Here is a 16,274-nt window from a genome sequence, read left to right as displayed (position 1 = left end):
ATCAAACCGAGTCATGAGGCATAGAAAAATGAAATTGAAAGAACAGTTAAAAGACTGTAAAAAATCAATGACAGACGATTTACTGCTTATTAACCATTCAGGGGTAACGCCATGAGAAGCATCAATCCGGCCACGAACACGCTTGTCAGGGAATATGCGCCTCACGGACCGGCGGAGATCGATGATATCCTGAGGTCCGTTCATGGCGCCTGGACTGCCTGGAAAGAGACCGCTTTTAAGGAACGCGCCAGACTGTTGCGAAATGCCGCCGATCTTCTGCTGGCGGAACGGGACCTGTGTGCCGCTCTGATTACCGCGGAGATGGGAAAACCGATCACGGAGTCCAGGGGAGAGGTGGAAAAATGCGCCCTGGCCTGCCGGTATTTCGCCGATAACGCGGAGCGCTTTTTAAACGATGAACTGGTCAACACTGTTTTCCAGAAGAGTTTGGTGACGTTTCAGCCCCTGGGCGTGATTCTGGCCGTGATGCCCTGGAATTTTCCCTTCTGGCAGGTCTGGCGCTTCATCGCGCCGGCCCTGATGGCCGGCAACGCCGGTGTGTTAAAACACGCCTCCAATGTTTGCGGCTGCTCCCTGAAGATCGAAGAGATCGTCAGAAAGGCCGGGTTTCCGGCCGATCTATTCCGTTCATTATTAATACCGGCCGAAGCAGTTGCCGGCGTTATCGCCAGTCCCCTGGTCAGGGGCGTTACCCTGACCGGCAGCGAACCGGCCGGCAGGGCGGTGGCGGAACAGGCCGGAAAGGAATTGAAAAAGAGTGTTCTGGAACTGGGAGGATCCGACCCGTTTATCGTCCTGGAGGATGCCGATCTTGACGAATGCGTCCGGGCGGCAGTCAGGAGCCGTTGCCTGAACGCCGGCCAGGTTTGCATCTCGGCCAAACGGTTTATTGCCGTCGAATCCGTGGCCGGGCCGTTTTTAGACCGGATGGCGACTCAAATGGGTTCACTGATCGTCGGTGATCCGGCCGATGAGAAAACCCAGCTCGGACCCATGGCCCGTCCTGATCTGCTGGACGAGATCCATTCGCAGGTAGAGCGGTCCATTGGCCGGGGCGCGCGCCTGGTCACCGGCGGCCATCGGCTGGAACGGCCCGGCAATTACTACGCGCCGACGATTCTGACGGAGGTAACCCGTGACATGGCGGTGTTTCGGGAGGAGACATTCGGCCCGGTAGCGGCCGTTATTACCGTGAAGAATGAAGCCGAAGCCGTGGCAGCGGCCAATGACACGGATTACGGCCTGGGGGCCAGTGTCTGGACGCGGGATCTGGCCAGGGGAGAGCAGATCGCGCGGAAGATCGACGCCGGCATGGTGTTTGTCAATTCCATGACCGCGTCATATCCGGCGCTGCCCTTCGGCGGGGTCAAACGTTCCGGTTACGGACGGGAACTGTCCCATCACGGCCTTCGGGAATTTGTCAACATCAAAACCATCGGCCTGCGCTGACACGGCCGCATACAGCGGGTAAAATGATTGACGCCAGTAAGTCAGGGCCATTTGAAAATAAAGAAAAGTGTTCTGCCATGGAAGCGTCTGATACGGATATCCCGGGACCGGCATTGACGGAAAAATATCGCCGTCAGGGAGAAATGCTGGCCAACCGGGCAAAGAAACAGTACCGGCATTTGAAGAAGCGGTTTGCCCGGCAGAATATAGAGGTGTTCCGCCTCTATGACTGGGATATCCCCGAAATTCGCGCCGTGGTGGACTGGTACGGCGGCCACCTGGTGGTGGGGGAATACGCCCGGACACAGTCCAGACCGGAATGGCTGCCCATGATGGGTGAGGCCCTGGCCCGGACGCTGGAGGTTCCGCCGGCCAATATCCACCTGAAGGTGCGGCGAACCGGGACCCAGGCCGAGGAGGGTGAAAAACGGTATGAACGCCTGGCCCGGACCGAACAGAAGATCGCCATGTCCGAGCGGGACTTGAGCTTTTTCGTCAATCTCGATGATTTTGTGGATACCGGCCTTTTTGCCGACCACCGCGACACCCGGCAGATGGTCCGGGACATGGCCCCGGGGACGGACTTTTTAAACCTCTTCTGCTACACCGGCGCTTTTACCTGCTATGCCGCCAGAGGCGGCGCCAGGGCCACCGTGTCAGTGGACCGGTCCCGGTCGGCCATTCGCTGGGCCCGGGAAAATCTGACCTTGAACCGGATACCGGGCAAGAATCACACACTGATCCAGTCCCACGTGTTTGATTATCTGAAACGAGCGGCCGCCGACCGGCGGCGGTTCGATCTGGCCGTGGTGGACCCGCCTTCCTTTGCCACCAGCCGGGACGGAACCCATAACATGGATATCGCCCTTGACCATCCCCGGCTGCTGCAAATGACGCTGGCGCTGATGAAAAAAGGGGGAACGATTTTCTTTTCCACCAACCATCAGAATTTCACGCCCCGCATGGAAGGGTTGAAAGCAACCGATATACGGGAGATTACGGCGTCCACCATACCCGAGGACTATCGTAACCGGAAGACGCCTATCCACCGCTGCTGGCGCATTAAGGTTTAATACCACTATACTCTCTGTTCGGGGGTCAGTTCGTTCTCCGCGTAGGACTGATAAACTTTTTCTTCGATGAACATCTGGACGATTTCGGGATCGATATGGCCCGCCTTTTTCATCCCCTCAAGGATATCAAGCGCCTGCGAGATGGGCATGGGCTTTTTGTAAGGCCGGTCCGGGGCGGTCAGCGCTTCGAATACGTCGGCAATGGCGATAATACGGGCCTGCAGGGGTATCTGCGAACCTTTTAAACCCTGGGGGTAACCGGTTCCATCCAGCTTTTCATGGTGACTGCCGGCATATTCGGGTACGTGCGAAAAACGGTCGGGGAAGGGAAGCTCCCGGGTGATGTTGACGGTCATCTCCGCGTGCTGTTCAACCAGCCGGCGTTCTTCGTCCAGCAGATTGCCCTTGGGAATGCTCAGGCAGGCCTTCTCGTTTTCCGAAAGCCAGGGATAGGTATTGCCGCCGATGTGATAATTGCGGGTGGCGATCTGGGCAACCCGTTTGATGGCCTTTTCATCGACCATGCCTTTGTTGGCGTTAACACTTTTTAAAAATTCCAGGGCCTCCAGCGCTTCAATTTTTCTGGCCGTGAGTTCACGGTCCATGTGTGTAATTTTTTGAAGCACGGCCGGCGAGTTGTCGGTTTTGAGCAGGTCGATTTTCAACTTCAGGTACTCGTTTTCCATCAATTGCATGATCAGGAGAAACCGTGTTTCAATCAGCTGAATACGGTCAAAGACACTTTCCAGCTTGTTGGTTTTACTGACGATGTGCTCCGGCGTGGTGATTTTGCCGACGTCGTGCATCCAGGCGGCGATACGCAGTTCCTCTATCTGGTCATCGGTAAATCGAACATTCCTGAAAGCCTCTCTGCCGGTCCGGTGGATGGCTTCGGCGATATCCATGGTCAGGGTGACCACCCGGTTAATATGACCGCCGGTAAAGGGAGATTTGGCGTCAATGGCCGTGGCAATGCTTTTGATAAAGGCATAGAACAAGGCCTTGAGGTCTTCGATCAACTGGGTGTTGGTCAGGGCGATGGCCGCCTGGGAGGCCAGGGAGGCCACCACGTCCACGATGTCGGCCGCGAACCCGACGATTTCCCCTGTCTGGGGGTCCTTGGCGTTCAACAGCTGCAGCACCCCGATGATTTTATCCTCGTGGTTTTTCAGGGGCATGACCAGCATGGACTTGCAACGGTAGCCGGTGGCGGCGTCATATCGCTTGGTGCCGGCAAAGTCAAATTTCCCCGTCTCATACACGTCGGCAATATTGACGCTTTTTCCGGTCAGGGCCACATAAGAGGAAACATTGGTATGGTTGGGTTTTCCCTGGGCGTCAGCCAGCGGGACATTGGGCATTTCCGCGGAAAGATCGCCGCCGGTCCCGCCTTTGCGTATCTTCATGGAATCGTTCTGGAGAATGGCAAAACGGAGGGAGTGGGTCTTCTGCTCGACGATATAAAGCGTGCCGGCGTCGGCGCTGGAGAGCTTGCGGGCTTCGTCCACGATCATCTCCAGCAGGGTATTGATGTTTTTCTGCCCGGACAGGGCCAGTCCGATTTCCGCCAGTTTTTGAATATGTTCGATCTGACATTCGGCGTAAATCTTGACTTCCCGGACGACGTTTTCAAGCAGCCTGCCGAGCTTTTTGTCTTCGGACAGATGGCGGTTACCGTTCTGATTTTCAGGGTTCAGGGTGGCCATGATTTTTCCTTTCCCTATGGAGTTATGGATAAATAGTGCTCCATGATGACTGCGGGACAGTCGATGTCAACGGCGTTAGAACCTATATCTGTTCGGGGATAACCGGGGCAACAGGGTCGCAACTGAACCGGGAACCGAACAGAACGTCAAAATTCAAAATCTCCAGGCCTTTCAGGAAGGGGTCCCGCCGGCAGTCATCCAGTCGGATCAGACGACCTTGCGAATCCTGCACAAAACCGCGATGCACCACCGGATAGTCGGTCAGTCCCTGCTGCAGATAGAACATATACGAGGGCAGGGGGATTCCCATCTGATGAAGGACGACAGTGGGTAGATAAGCCGGGCTGAAACATTCCGGTATGTCGGCCGCATCCAGGATGTTGTCCTGATTGGCCCAGAGCAGGCCGGGAACCTCAAAAAGGAGCATTTCCGAGGCCATGTCTTCCGAAAGGATGCCGCATGCCTTGTAAAAAGCGAGGGAAAAGCTGGGCTGGTGGTCACCAAAGAAGAGACAGATCACCGGCTCGTCCCGTCTACTCAAATAGTCGATCAGCCGGGCCAGTTGTCTATCCGCGTCCCGCAGGCCCGTCAGATAAGTTCCCAGCTCATGGCGCAGCCAGTCGGGCAGGTTGTTCTGGACATTGACTCCGTCGTTGCCGTAACGGCCGGCCAGATAGGGACCGTGGTTTTGCATGGACACGGCGTGGATCAGATAAGGGCCGTGGGTGTATTCGACGGTTTCGATGATTTTATCCACCAGGGCTTCATCCGAAATATACATGCCCTTGGTGGCCTCCCCCGGGAAACTGTCAATGGAAAGATATTCCGAAAATCCCAGGTTGGGATACACCGCTTTGCGGTTCCAGAACCAGTCATGAAAAGGATGAACGGCCACGGTACGGTAGCCGCAATGCTTCAGAACCCAGGCCAGGGAAGGGGTCTTGCGGTTAAGATAGTGATCGAAGGGGATGCCGCCTTCCGGCAGAAACGCGTTGAAAAGGCCTGTCAGCACTTCAAATTCCATCAGGCTGGTGTTACCGGCAAAGGTCGGAGAAACCAGCCGGAAGCTGGGATAGTCGGCGGAAATCCGTTGCAGATTTTCAATCGGGCTGGTGTTGTCATCCGGCATTTGCGAGTGAACGGCCACCAGATCGGAAAACGATTCACTCATGAAAATAATCAGGCTGACCGGCCGGCCACTGATACCGGCCTGTTCGGCCATATCCTCGTTGTGGGAGAGCAGACGATCGACCAGGCCCCGGTCGTATTCTTCCGGCTGCCGGATCAGAACAGGAGAGACATTCATGGAAAACGCCAGCAGGAATCCGTTAGTACGGTAGTTCTCCGTCTGATCCCAGATAATATTGTTGACGGCAAGTGAGTGAGTCGGGGTCGTTGGTCCCCAGAAGAAGGCGCCGATTACGGCCGCGGCAAAAAGGAGCGCCGTCAAACGGGTCCGAAAGCGGCAAGGGCGGACATTTCGTTTGAGGCGATAAGACAAAAACGCGGCCAGCGTAATTGTCCCGACCATCAGGACGACGGTTATCCAGCCGGATACCACGGAATGTCCCAGGGCGCACAATTGCCACAGATAAGGCAGATCCCAGGCGAAAAAAGGAACCCGCAGAATGGAAATCTTGAGGGTATTGACCATGCCGAGCAGAAGAATGATCAAAAAACCAACGACAAGCCCGGGTCTCCAGCGACCGATAACGGCAAGGGTAAAGGATATAATCGCCAGGGCCAGTAAGGTGTTGAGAGAGAAAACAAGGGGGTTTTCCGGGATCCAGCGAAAAACCGGCGTTATGCCCTGGCGGGCAAGGGCTTCCACCAACATCACAGCCAGGATACCCGTCACAACAAATGAAATCAGACTACTGCCCGTGTCCCGGTACCTGCTACCTGTCATGAAACGTCCGCACCTTTCCCGCTGGATCATTATTACCAATAATTCTGGCGATATGTATACCAATGACGGGTCTGGCTGTCAATGAACTTCAGACTGGGCTTTGCCTTTAACTTCCTTCAGGCCCAGTCGGGCGCTGTCATAATCCGGCCGTTCAATCAGTTCCTGGAAGTTGTCCGGTTTTTCCAGTCTCAGAAGGACCGCCCAATAGGCCCGGGCCGTCATGCCGTCCCAGTGAATCAGGTGCAACCGGTATTGATGGGTCTGAAAGATATTCAACGCCAGAACAATGAACGCGGTCGTGAGGACGACAGCCTTGACGGCGGTGCGTTTTTTTAACGCCACGGCAAACAGAACCGCCAGGGGAATGGAAAGAATGCTGTAGGACTCGATAACCGGCCGCAGGCCGAAACCGCCGCCATACCACCAGGACCACCAGGAGAGGATGACATAGACATTCAAAACAGTGAAAATCAGGATCGGATAGAACCACTCCCGGAGATGTTTATACAAGAGGCCGATGCCTGCCAGCGCCAGGGCCATCATGGGCGTATACAGCAGCCATCCTTTTCGGAATCCGAAAAGGCCCTGGATGATGTGGGGACGGTCGAAGAAAAACCGTTCATTGCCATAGGAATAAAACCAGAAGGTCCCGGCAGTAAATTTCCAGTAAAGCATCTGGGGGATCCACACGGCAATGGCAGTCATGACAATGACCGTCAGCAGCGGCCAATTCTTTATCAGCAGCAAGGCCCGTTCCTTGAGCGATCGCAGGTCCGTCACGCCCCAGAGGACGAACAGGATGCCGACCAGGGCGTTGGTCGGCCGGATCAGGGAAATGAGCCCCGACAGAAGCCCGAGACCGATTGAGCTGGCCGAATCCGGCCGGTCGTGCCATTTTAAGCACAGATATAACCACATTGAAAACAAAGAAAAGCTATAGGAATGGGGCATGGTGGCTTCGTAGGTGGAATAGTGCAGCAGGTTGGTGCCCAGGGTGACGGAAACAAGGGCCAGGGCCACGACGGGGTCGGAAAAATACCGTTCCAGCACCTTTTTCAGGCACAACAACCCGGCGGCCAGATAGAACAAGGCACTGAACATCAGGATGAATCGGTACGGACCAGAAAACCCGTCGGCAGGATAGCCGAGCATCTGGGCGGCGGGATGAGCGACCCAGAAAAAAGGAGCGTATAGAAAGGCAAGCCCCATGGTGGTTTTAATGACATGCCGGCCGGTCGGGGTGTCATGGGGCCAGAATTGTTCCTTGCGGAGCGACGGATTTTCGTCCAGGAATCCAAGGGAAATGTCGTTATGTACGTATATGGCCGGCAGATAGGCGTAATAGTTGAGAACATCCCAGAAAATAATTTTATGGGGGTCTTTCCAGTAGTCAAACGTGATATCATGCGCGGCCATCGTCATCAGGATAACGATGACGGCCGCCCAGGAAAAGCCTGTTTTACGCGAGGAGTGAGAAGGAGTCATACGGTTAATCTTTCTTCAACAGGCCGTATCGGATGATGGCCCGGAAAATGACCAGTCCGTCGCTGGCTTTCAGCTTTTTCCCCTGCCGGTGGTTCCGGGGATAATAATGAACCGGTACTTCCACCAGGCCCTGGGGGTGAAGGCGCAACCCCTTGATGATTAATTCGGTTTCAAAGGCAAAACGGTCTTCTCTCAGGTTGAGCTTTTGGTAGAGCTCCCGGGTAAACAGCTTATAACCGCAGGCCATGTCGGTGATGGTCGAACGGGTCAGGCGGGCGGTAATCCAGGTAAAAAGCTTGTTGAAAAACATCCTGCCTCTGGCTGACGGCGGCCGCTCTATCCCAGGCAAATACCTGGAACCATTTACAAATGACGCGTTGCGATCCTTCAGTGTCCGAAGCATTACGGGAATGTCGCAGGGGGTGAGTTCCAGGTCAGCGTCCTGGATGATGAACAGGTCTCCGTCGGCGGCCTGGAGTCCGGTCCGGACCGCCGCGCCCTTTCCTTTGTTGACATCGTGACGCAATAGCTTTATATGAGAAATTCCGCGGATGCAGGTGAGGACCGTTTCATAGGAGTTATCGTCAGAGCAGTCGTCCACGATTAAAATTTCATGGGAATGGATGAATTCGGGATAATTGACCGTCATCAGCTTGGAGAGAACTTCAACAATGAGTCTTTCCTCATTATATAGAGGCACTACGATACTCAACTTCATAGACAGTCCTGTAGTAAATGGCAACTTCCGGCAACCGAAAAGGAACTTAACTTCCCATAGCGCGCGAGACTATCTCAGAACTCATCATCATTGTCAAGCCGGACACATAAACCACACACCAAAATGGAAAATATCGCCGTTCGGGACCGGGCGTTTATTGTAAATGTTTAAAAAAGCAGTCATATTATTTTTTTTGATCGGCGCGGGACTGGTTGTCCTGGTTGTTCTCACCTCCGGCGCATTCTCCGGCGACAACGTTCCTTATTCAATTCTTCCTCCCGGCGGGTTGAGTCCGGCCGACGTCCCCCAGTTTGTGGTTTTCGGTTTCGATGATAACGGTTATTCCGGTATTGATGGTTCCGGCGGTTCCGGCGGGATGAAATGGGCCTTGGATCTTTTCAATGACAGGATAAATCCCGGCAGTGATGCCGGCCGGGGGACATACGACAAAGAGCCCTGCCGGGCCAGTTTTTACCTGGTCGGATCCTATGGGGATTCCGCGGCACTCGAGGACATGGACCTGGTCCGGCAGATGTGGCGCCGGGCCCGGATGGAAGGTCATGAGATCGGGAGTCATAGTTACAGTCACGGGGACCGGCTGAAATTCGACGTCAGTGAAAAAGACTGGGCCGATGAAATTGAAAAATGCAATCAGATACTGAAAACGATCTTTGCTTCCGATCCGGATACGTCCTCCGGTGGATGGGATAATCACCCCGCGCCCGGCGGCGGGGATATTCACGGATTCCGCACCCCGTTCCTCGCCTATACCGACGCGACATTCAAGGCGCTCAAGGGAAAGGGGTTTCTTTATGATTGCAGCATCGAAGACGGTTGGCAGAAAGAGCAGAACGCATCCGGGTTCTGCTGGCCTTATACGCTTGATAACGGCAGCCCGGGAGATAAACTGATCATGCATTTGCCGGGCGTAAAAAGATACCAGCCCATCGGTTCATATCCCGGCCTGTGGGAACTTCCTCTGCATCCGGTCATGGTCCCGCCGGATGGCGAATGCGCCCGATACGGTATTCCACCAGGGTTGCGAAATAAGATCAATGGACAGTATACCTGGTTTGACGAATCTCAGAACAAGGTGCCGGGGGTTGACTACAATCTTTTTTTTCATTGCAAGCTGACTCGGGAGGAAGCCCTGGCGGTACTGGAGTATACCTTTGACCAGCATTACCAGGGCAACCGGGCGCCGTTCTGCCTGGGGGTTCATAGCGATATTTATTCCAGCAAATATCCGCTGAACCATGTGCCCACGGATTACCGGGACCGCCAGTGGGTCCTGGAGGAGTTCATCGATTATATACTCAACAGACCCGAGGTCCGGATCGTCCCCGCCGGCCGGGTCATTGACTGGTGCCGCAATCCCCGGCCGATTCATGCCACGGGCAAAACCGGAGCAACGGAAACAAGACGGAAAAACGACTCGTTCAGGCGTTCCGCTCCAGGGGCGTGAAAACCAGGCATAATTCCAGGGGAAGCTCTTTGTCGTTGTGCCGCTGTTCGACAATGACCCGGTATTGACCGGTTGTCCAGACGGCGGCCCAGTCGGCCCAGCGGTCCGCGGGGAAATCGGCATCGCCGGAAGCTCCGGCGAACAGGGGTGGTCCCAGGACCGTTTCCAGGAGGTTGACGGCATTGTGGAACAGGACTTCGTATTCGTTCTGTTTTTCAAAGAAGGTGATTTCATCCAGAAGGTGCGGGTCGGGCAGGGCGGACAGGACAAATTCCAGGGATTCGACAACATCGCCGGTCTTTTTCAGCCGGGCGGCGGTTTGAAACGACCCCGCAAAAAGCCAGTCCCCGTCTTCTTCGCCGGTAAATCGGTACCCCGCCATTTCCAGGTTCGTCCTGTCCACAGTCGCGTTCCATGACCAGGGATGAAGTCGCTGCATGACCAGAACATTTTCCATGGCCGGTTTGACGATGTCCCGGAATTCCATCAGATCAACGGTCGGGAGCCGGGTTGTGCCTGATGGGGCGGGCTCCGCCTTTTTTTCTTCAGGAGTCGATTCCGGCAGCACCGTCACCCGGAAGGAGGCTATGCATATCCCCGGCACGAATATTTTAACAAAAGGCTGGCCATCCTCAATATTGCCGGTCAGTCCGTCCAGGAATTCGGGGGCAACCGCCTGCGCCCAGTTCCCGGCTTGTGGCCAGAAAACCCCCCAGCCCCGGCCGATGCGATGAGCCCTGGACAGGCACTCCAGGGCGATCTCACCGGCCGTCGCTTCCACGGCGGGCGATACCATCAGGTGATCGCTCTGACCGTACTCACGGAAGATGTGACCGTAGTCATCCGGTTTCTCCACCCGCAGGATCGGTTCGAGCAGTGAACGAACCTGATCCAGCTCTTCATTTGTCGGAAGAGAAACAAAAGACAGACGCCAGGTTGTCGTAAATCTCCTCATGTATCGCCTCAAATACTGTTACGATGGTTTCTGTGACCCCTTGGAACCTTCAATTGTTCAGATTTTCATTTCAGACTATCAGCGCTTTCCAGATAGACATGCATGACGCAGCGCCGACAGTCAAAATCAAGACGGTAATGCCGGCGGCCGTCGGTCAGCCGCAGGGGTTCGGACCACGAGAAAGCCGGGCGGGCGAAACGCCGGCAGGCATCCAGCTGGTGAAGCAGGCAATATTTTGAAGTCATGAGAATTTTATCCGCCGGGTCGGTGCCGCCTTCCAGGGCCGGTTCGCTGACCGTGGTCCCGTGCCGGGCGTAAAACCGGGCGGCCAGACGGTTGAGGACATTGGCCCGGAAGTCCAGCACGTTTTCCGGATATGGAGTGGTGTTGGGCATGAAGGGTACCGGCCCGGGACGGTATCGATTCAGCCGCAGGTCGGTCAGCCGGCCCAGTGTTTCCCGGCGCAGGCGGTTGATGACGCTGACCGGCAGAAAACCCGGGGGGGCGGAATCGATCGCGATGCCGGTGATATTATAAATGGTATTGCCGCTGCTGGACAGTTGCTCATGGAGTTGCTTTTGAAAAATATCCGGCTCCCGCGCGATCTGGAATGGAAAATCGAGTTCGGTTTCCGCCCGGTTGCCGTCTTCGTCGATTGCCGTAAGCCGGATCCGGCTTTCCTGCTGAAAAAATCGAAAAGAGACGTCGACTTTCCGGACGGCGGAATCTTTCCCCAGGATCGTCTCAAAGTGGTGATCATGATTGCGGTAGAGGCGGAACCCCGCCGCCAGTTCCGGCATCCTGCCGAAGGGGTAAATCCGCTTCCCGTCGGCCCGGTTTACCCTGAATCCCCGTAATTCTCCGGACGGGGAGAAAAAGCAGAGCCCGTCACCGTTTTTAACCGGGTCACCTTTTATGACAAAACAATTTTTCTCCACCGCGGTGACCGTACCCACGGGTTTCCCGACCGACTTGGGCGTATCGATGGCGCCGATCTTCTCGTCCCGACCATGGATAAAATAGCGGGTGGTTCCCCGGTTGAATGTTTTTTCCAGGTCAGGCGTAAACGTCAGCGTTGCCTTCCCTGAACTGCTGCGATGATAGAGAGGGCTGACGGCAATAAACGCGTCGATCCGCCGGCGAAAAGCGGCCGTGACGTTTTTTACATACCCGATATCCTTGTACCGGCCTTCGATTTTAAAGGAGGTAATACCGGCTTCGACCAGGTCGGGGATGGCGTCGATCAGGTTGAGATCCTTTAAGGAAAGCAGGTGCTTGTCTTTTACGATAATCCGGCCGTTCCCATCGGAAAGCGTATAGCGGTGACGACAGGGCTGAGCGCAGACCCCGCGGTTGCCGCTTCTACCGGCCGTCGCCTGGCTCAGATAACATTGTCCGCTGTAAGAAACGCACAGGGCGCCGTAGACGAAAAATTCCAGTTCGATCCCGGTCTGGTCACGTATGGTCCGGATTTCCGGAAGCGACAACTCCCGAGCGAGAATGACGCGATGAAATCCCGCCGCCTCCAGAAAACGGACTTTTTCGGGAGTGGTGTTGTGCGTCTGGGTGGAAGCGATCAGGGGCAGGGGCGGAAGATCCAGTTCCAGCAGCCCCATATCCTGGATGATCAGGCCGTCGGCGTCGGATTCATGGATCATCCGGATCAGATCCAGGGCCCGCGGGATTTCCGCGTCGGACAGGATGGTGTTGAGCGCCACATACACCCGGACGGCGAACCGGTGGGCGTATTCGATCAGCCGGGCGATATCTTCGATCTGATTGCCGGCGGAGGCACGGGCGCTGAAAGCGGGCGCGCCGATGTAGACGGCATCGGCTCCGTGGTCAATAGCAGCCATGCCGATATCGGCATTGCCGGCCGGAGACAGAAGTTCCAGTGGGGTTGTCATGGGCGGATGCTCGCCATTATTTTTCCGTCAGTTCCCACACCCCGCTCCACGCCTCCGGCGGGTTTTCCATCAGCTCCCGGCAGCGCTGCAGGTAAGAACGGGCCGCCGCATCCTGTTCGGCGATTTTTGAAAATCCGTTCAGGGCGTCGCCGAACCGGCCTTCATAATAGGCCGACAGCGCCGCGGCGAAAACGTCCAGCGCCTCCCGGCGCCGCGCGAAGTCTTCCGGCAGCATCGGCTCGAACACACACACGGGTTTATTTTTGCCTTTCACCAGGATCCGGGAGAGTTCCCGGACGGGGAACTCGTCTCCGATCATGGCGCGGGTGAATTCAGAGATCATGATGAACGTTCCGAATTGCTTGTTGGCGCCTTCCAGGCGCGAAGCCAGGTTGCCGGCGTCACCGAGAAACGTATAATTGAATCGCTGATGGGACCCCATATTGCCGATGACGACCGTACCGGTATTGACACCGATACGGCAGAAAATTTCCTTTCCGAACCGGGCCTTCAGCGCCGGACGTAATTCGGTCATTTTTTTCTGGCACCGCAGCGCGGCCCGCACGGCGCACCGGGCATGTTCCGGCAGATCGACCGGCGCGTTCCAGAAGGCAATGACGGCGTCGCCTTCATACTTATCCACCGTGCCGCCTTCCTCCATGATAATGTCGGTCATGGCCGTCAGATATTCGTTGAGAAAGGCCGTAAGATCCTGGGGTGCCAGCGTTTCCGAAATGGTGGTGAATCCCTGGATGTCGGAGAAGTAGATGCTCAATTCCCGCGATTCACCGCCCAGCTTCAGATGGGACGGATCCTGGACCAGCCGTTCAATGAAGGCCGGACTGAGGTACTGGCTGAAGGCGCTTTTAATGAACCGACGCTGCTTTCCTTCGATGGTGTAGTTCAGAATGAGCGCACTAACCAGGGCCAGGGCCAGGGCCACGACCGGGGGGGCAATCGGGAACCAGTAGCCCAGATGATAACCGGCGAACCCGGGGATCAGGGGCAGGGGCGGAAGAATCACAAACGCCAGGACCGCCTGCCATCCTTTCTGGCAGGAGCGGCCGATCAGCGCCCCCAGCAGCGCGAAAACCAGCGTGCCGGCCATGACCAGGGCAAGGGGGGCGTCACGGATGAAATCATCCGAAAGCAGATTATCCAGAAAGGTAGCATGAATCTCCACTCCGGGCAGGGCCCGGCTGATGGGGGTAGCCCTTAGATCCATCAGCCCGGGAGCCGAGGAGCCGACCAGAACATAGCTGCCGCGGAAGTCGTCTGGATTAAGGACGGTGTCCGTGTTTCCTTCCTGGAGCCGGACCTCGGATTGAATGACGGCCTGGGCGCTGACGGTGGTGTATGCCTGCCGGGTATCCGGTCCGCGACGATAATGAAGGATAACCTGCCCACTGTCATCCAGGGGGATCGTCCGCGATCCGATACGCAGTTCATTCCTGGATAGTAAGACCGTCTCCGACGGGTTGGCGGCCAGATAACCGGCCAGTCCGAGGGATGGGACAAAGGTGGAATCAAATATCTGGAAGGGCAACAGACGTCTGATGACATTGTCTTTATCGGTCGTGCCAAAAACATTGCCGAGAAGGGAACAGGCGGTGGCGATTTCCGGGACGGGAAAGGTCGCCAGCGGCATGGACAGACTGACGTTCGGGTGTCCGGCCGCGTATTCGCTCAAGCCCGACGCTTCAACCCTGGGCAGCCCTTCCGGCCATTTCGTAACACTGCCCTGATTCCGGCTGAGCTCGAAGCCGACAACGGTATTGGGAGCGGCAGCCAGGGAAGCGCCGAAAGGCGCGTCGTCATCCCCGTAGATCCGGTTCCAGATGGACGGCTCGGTAAAGACCATGTCGAAGATGACGGCCCGGGCGCCGGCCCGGGCGCAGAAATCGGCTATGGCGCCATAGGCGATGCGCGGCCAGGGCCAGCTCCAGGACTGCTCTTTCTGACCCCAGTCAAGGCTGGTCTGGTCCAGAAGGATCAACCGGACTTTGCCGGTCTCCGGGCACGGGGCGGCAAAGGTATTGGCACGCCAGTCCCAGGCCGGAAACTCGATCCATCTGAGCCACCCCGTCCACCAGAGCATCCAGGCGACGGCGGCGGCGCCAAGACCGATAACCAGCCCCTGCGTCAGTTTTCGCACCTACACCCCGTTCATAGCCTTCTGAAACCGTTCCTGGCGGGACTTGGGAGCCTCAACCGGACCATATCCCTGGAGCAACGGAGCAATGTCCTTAATCCGGTCCTGGGGATCCGGATGGGTCTTGGCAAAACCGGATTTGTGATCCTTGATCCGGGATCCCATTTCGGTGAGCATGTCTTTCAGACCCGTCGGGTTGTAACCGACACGTTTCAGGATGGTGATGGCGTTGGCGTCCGCCTCGGTTTCGAACTTCCGGGCATAACCGCTGTTGACCAGTGTGGAAGTGATATCCGTGATGGATCCTTCCAGGGCCGTGGTGAGCTGGGCGACCTGCTCACCGGCCAGGTTCTTCCCGGTTTCCATGGCCAGGGTGGTAAAGACCGACGTCAGGCGGCTCTTTTTTATGGCGTTAATGGCGTGTTCCGCCTGGACATGACCGACTTCGTGGGCCAGCACGGCGGCCAGGGCGTCTTCATTCTTGCAGCACCGCAGCAAACCGCGGGAAACCAGGATCAGCCCGCCGGGGGCGGCAAAAGCGTTGATTTCATCGGTGTTCATGGCCAGGAAGTGATATCCCCCGAAGGTCTCCGGTTTGTCCGAGGCCGCGGCCAGGGTCTGGCCGAGCAGGTTGAGGTACTGATTCAGGGCCGCATTGTCATAGGGCTTATTGGTCTGGAGCAGGGTGGCCGCCACCGCCCGGCCGATGTAATATTCGTTCTCGGGGGTGAGTTTCTCCATGGCCTTGCCCGCGGCCGATGAGGTTTTATTGATCGAATCCGCCTGTTGCGACGAAATCGTTCCGGTCGCAACGCCGGCGGTGGTCCCCACCTTGGTAATGGTGTCCATTGCTTTACAGCCGGGGAAGATCAGTCCGAAGGAAAAAAGAGTTAGAAGGATTGTTAAATGTTTCATTGCGCGCCTCCTTTCCCGACCTGAACGTCGCCTGCTTCCAGAAAATCTTTCATCTCTTCCGTTGTGATTTTCATCTCGTTCATTTTGTCGACCCAGGTGAAATCAATATCCTTGTGCTGTTTTTTGAAATCAGATTCAACTTGAGAAGTAAACCCCTTGGTGGCCAGGGACATTTCATCACTGGAAGCGGCGACCTTGGCATCAGCTCCGCCGGCATTGACCTTTACCGTCCCTTTGATCAGGGATGATGAGGGTATCCAGCCGATAACACCGGACTCGGTTGAGACCTTTGTCCAGGCGCCTTTTTCCTCAAGAACCGTCATCCGGTCGCCCATCTTGACGGTGGCGACCACACTGCTCAAACCCGACGGCGAGGACCGCAGTTCACTGACTTTCATTTGAACGCTCATGATTTTAGCGGCCGCTGCCCAGACGCCTATCGCGGCAAAACAGATAAGGGCAGTGACCAGTATCACCACTCGGTATCGCTTTAACATGGCAGACTCCCTCCCTTAATTA

The 16,274-nt window shown here is 56.2% G+C and carries 12 protein-coding genes; 3 read left to right on the top strand and 9 right to left on the bottom strand.

What is annotated here, in order from left to right; translation table 11 throughout:
* Positions 1 to 111: 111 nt before the first annotated feature.
* Positions 112 to 1,470: an NAD-dependent succinate-semialdehyde dehydrogenase gene (locus AB1724_14055; GenBank protein ID MEW6078933.1), complete on the top strand. Its 1,359-nt coding sequence runs from the start codon at positions 112 to 114 to the stop codon at positions 1,468 to 1,470.
* 77 nt (positions 1,471 to 1,547) lie between these two features.
* Positions 1,548 to 2,543 carry a class I SAM-dependent methyltransferase gene (locus AB1724_14050; protein ID MEW6078932.1) on the top strand — a complete coding sequence of 332 codons (996 nt, stop codon included), beginning with the start codon at positions 1,548 to 1,550 and terminating at the stop codon, positions 2,541 to 2,543.
* 5 nt (positions 2,544 to 2,548) lie between these two features.
* Here the strand turns inward: AB1724_14050 and AB1724_14045 are convergent, their stop codons facing one another.
* The 4 genes from AB1724_14045 to AB1724_14030 form a co-directional block, all read right to left on the bottom strand.
* Positions 2,549 to 4,249 (bottom strand): HD domain-containing phosphohydrolase, encoded by a 1,701-nt coding sequence (locus AB1724_14045; GenBank protein MEW6078931.1) that lies wholly within the window; start codon positions 4,247 to 4,249, stop codon positions 2,549 to 2,551.
* An 82-nt stretch (positions 4,250 to 4,331) separates the two neighbouring features.
* Positions 4,332 to 6,158 carry an LTA synthase family protein gene (locus tag AB1724_14040; GenBank protein ID MEW6078930.1) on the bottom strand — a complete coding sequence of 609 codons (1,827 nt, stop codon included), beginning with the start codon at positions 6,156 to 6,158 and terminating at the stop codon, positions 4,332 to 4,334.
* A 78-nt stretch (positions 6,159 to 6,236) separates the two neighbouring features.
* Complete coding sequence (locus tag AB1724_14035; GenBank protein MEW6078929.1) at positions 6,237 to 7,643, bottom strand: hypothetical protein; 1,407 nt, start codon at positions 7,641 to 7,643, stop codon at positions 6,237 to 6,239.
* A 4-nt stretch (positions 7,644 to 7,647) separates the two neighbouring features.
* Positions 7,648 to 8,361 carry a glycosyltransferase family 2 protein gene (locus tag AB1724_14030; protein MEW6078928.1) on the bottom strand — a complete coding sequence of 238 codons (714 nt, stop codon included), beginning with the start codon at positions 8,359 to 8,361 and terminating at the stop codon, positions 7,648 to 7,650.
* A gap of 163 nt (positions 8,362 to 8,524) precedes the next feature.
* Here AB1724_14030 and AB1724_14025 point away from each other — a divergent pair, with 163 nt between their 5' ends.
* Positions 8,525 to 9,826 (top strand): polysaccharide deacetylase family protein, encoded by a 1,302-nt coding sequence (locus AB1724_14025; GenBank protein ID MEW6078927.1) that lies wholly within the window; start codon positions 8,525 to 8,527, stop codon positions 9,824 to 9,826.
* Here the strand turns inward: AB1724_14025 and AB1724_14020 are convergent.
* The 5 genes from AB1724_14020 to AB1724_14000 form a co-directional block, all read right to left on the bottom strand.
* Positions 9,801 to 10,781 (bottom strand): hypothetical protein, encoded by a 981-nt coding sequence (locus AB1724_14020; protein MEW6078926.1) that lies wholly within the window; start codon positions 10,779 to 10,781, stop codon positions 9,801 to 9,803. The two genes, AB1724_14025 and AB1724_14020, sit on opposite strands and share 26 nt — an antisense overlap.
* 65 nt (positions 10,782 to 10,846) lie before the next feature.
* Positions 10,847 to 12,688, bottom strand: coding sequence for a U32 family peptidase (locus AB1724_14015; GenBank protein MEW6078925.1), 1,842 nt, complete (start codon positions 12,686 to 12,688; stop codon positions 10,847 to 10,849).
* A 16-nt stretch (positions 12,689 to 12,704) separates the two neighbouring features.
* A complete protein-coding gene (locus AB1724_14010) occupies positions 12,705 to 14,843 on the bottom strand; it encodes an adenylate/guanylate cyclase domain-containing protein (protein ID MEW6078924.1) in 2,139 nt (712 codons plus the stop codon).
* A complete protein-coding gene (locus tag AB1724_14005; protein ID MEW6078923.1) occupies positions 14,844 to 15,755 on the bottom strand; it encodes a M48 family metalloprotease in 912 nt (303 codons plus the stop codon).
* Positions 15,752 to 16,252, bottom strand: a complete 501-nt coding sequence (locus AB1724_14000; protein ID MEW6078922.1) for an SH3 domain-containing protein — start codon at positions 16,250 to 16,252, stop codon at positions 15,752 to 15,754. The genes AB1724_14005 and AB1724_14000 overlap by 4 nt, the downstream gene beginning before the upstream one ends.
* Between the last annotated feature and the right edge of the window lie 22 nt (positions 16,253 to 16,274).

It is taken from the genome of Thermodesulfobacteriota bacterium, assembly GCA_040753795.1.
Taxonomy (GTDB): domain Bacteria; phylum Desulfobacterota; class Desulfobacteria; order Desulfobacterales; family Desulfosudaceae; genus JBFMDX01.
Note: the sequence above shows the minus strand (reverse complement) of the source record. Positions and strands in the feature narration are given on the sequence as shown.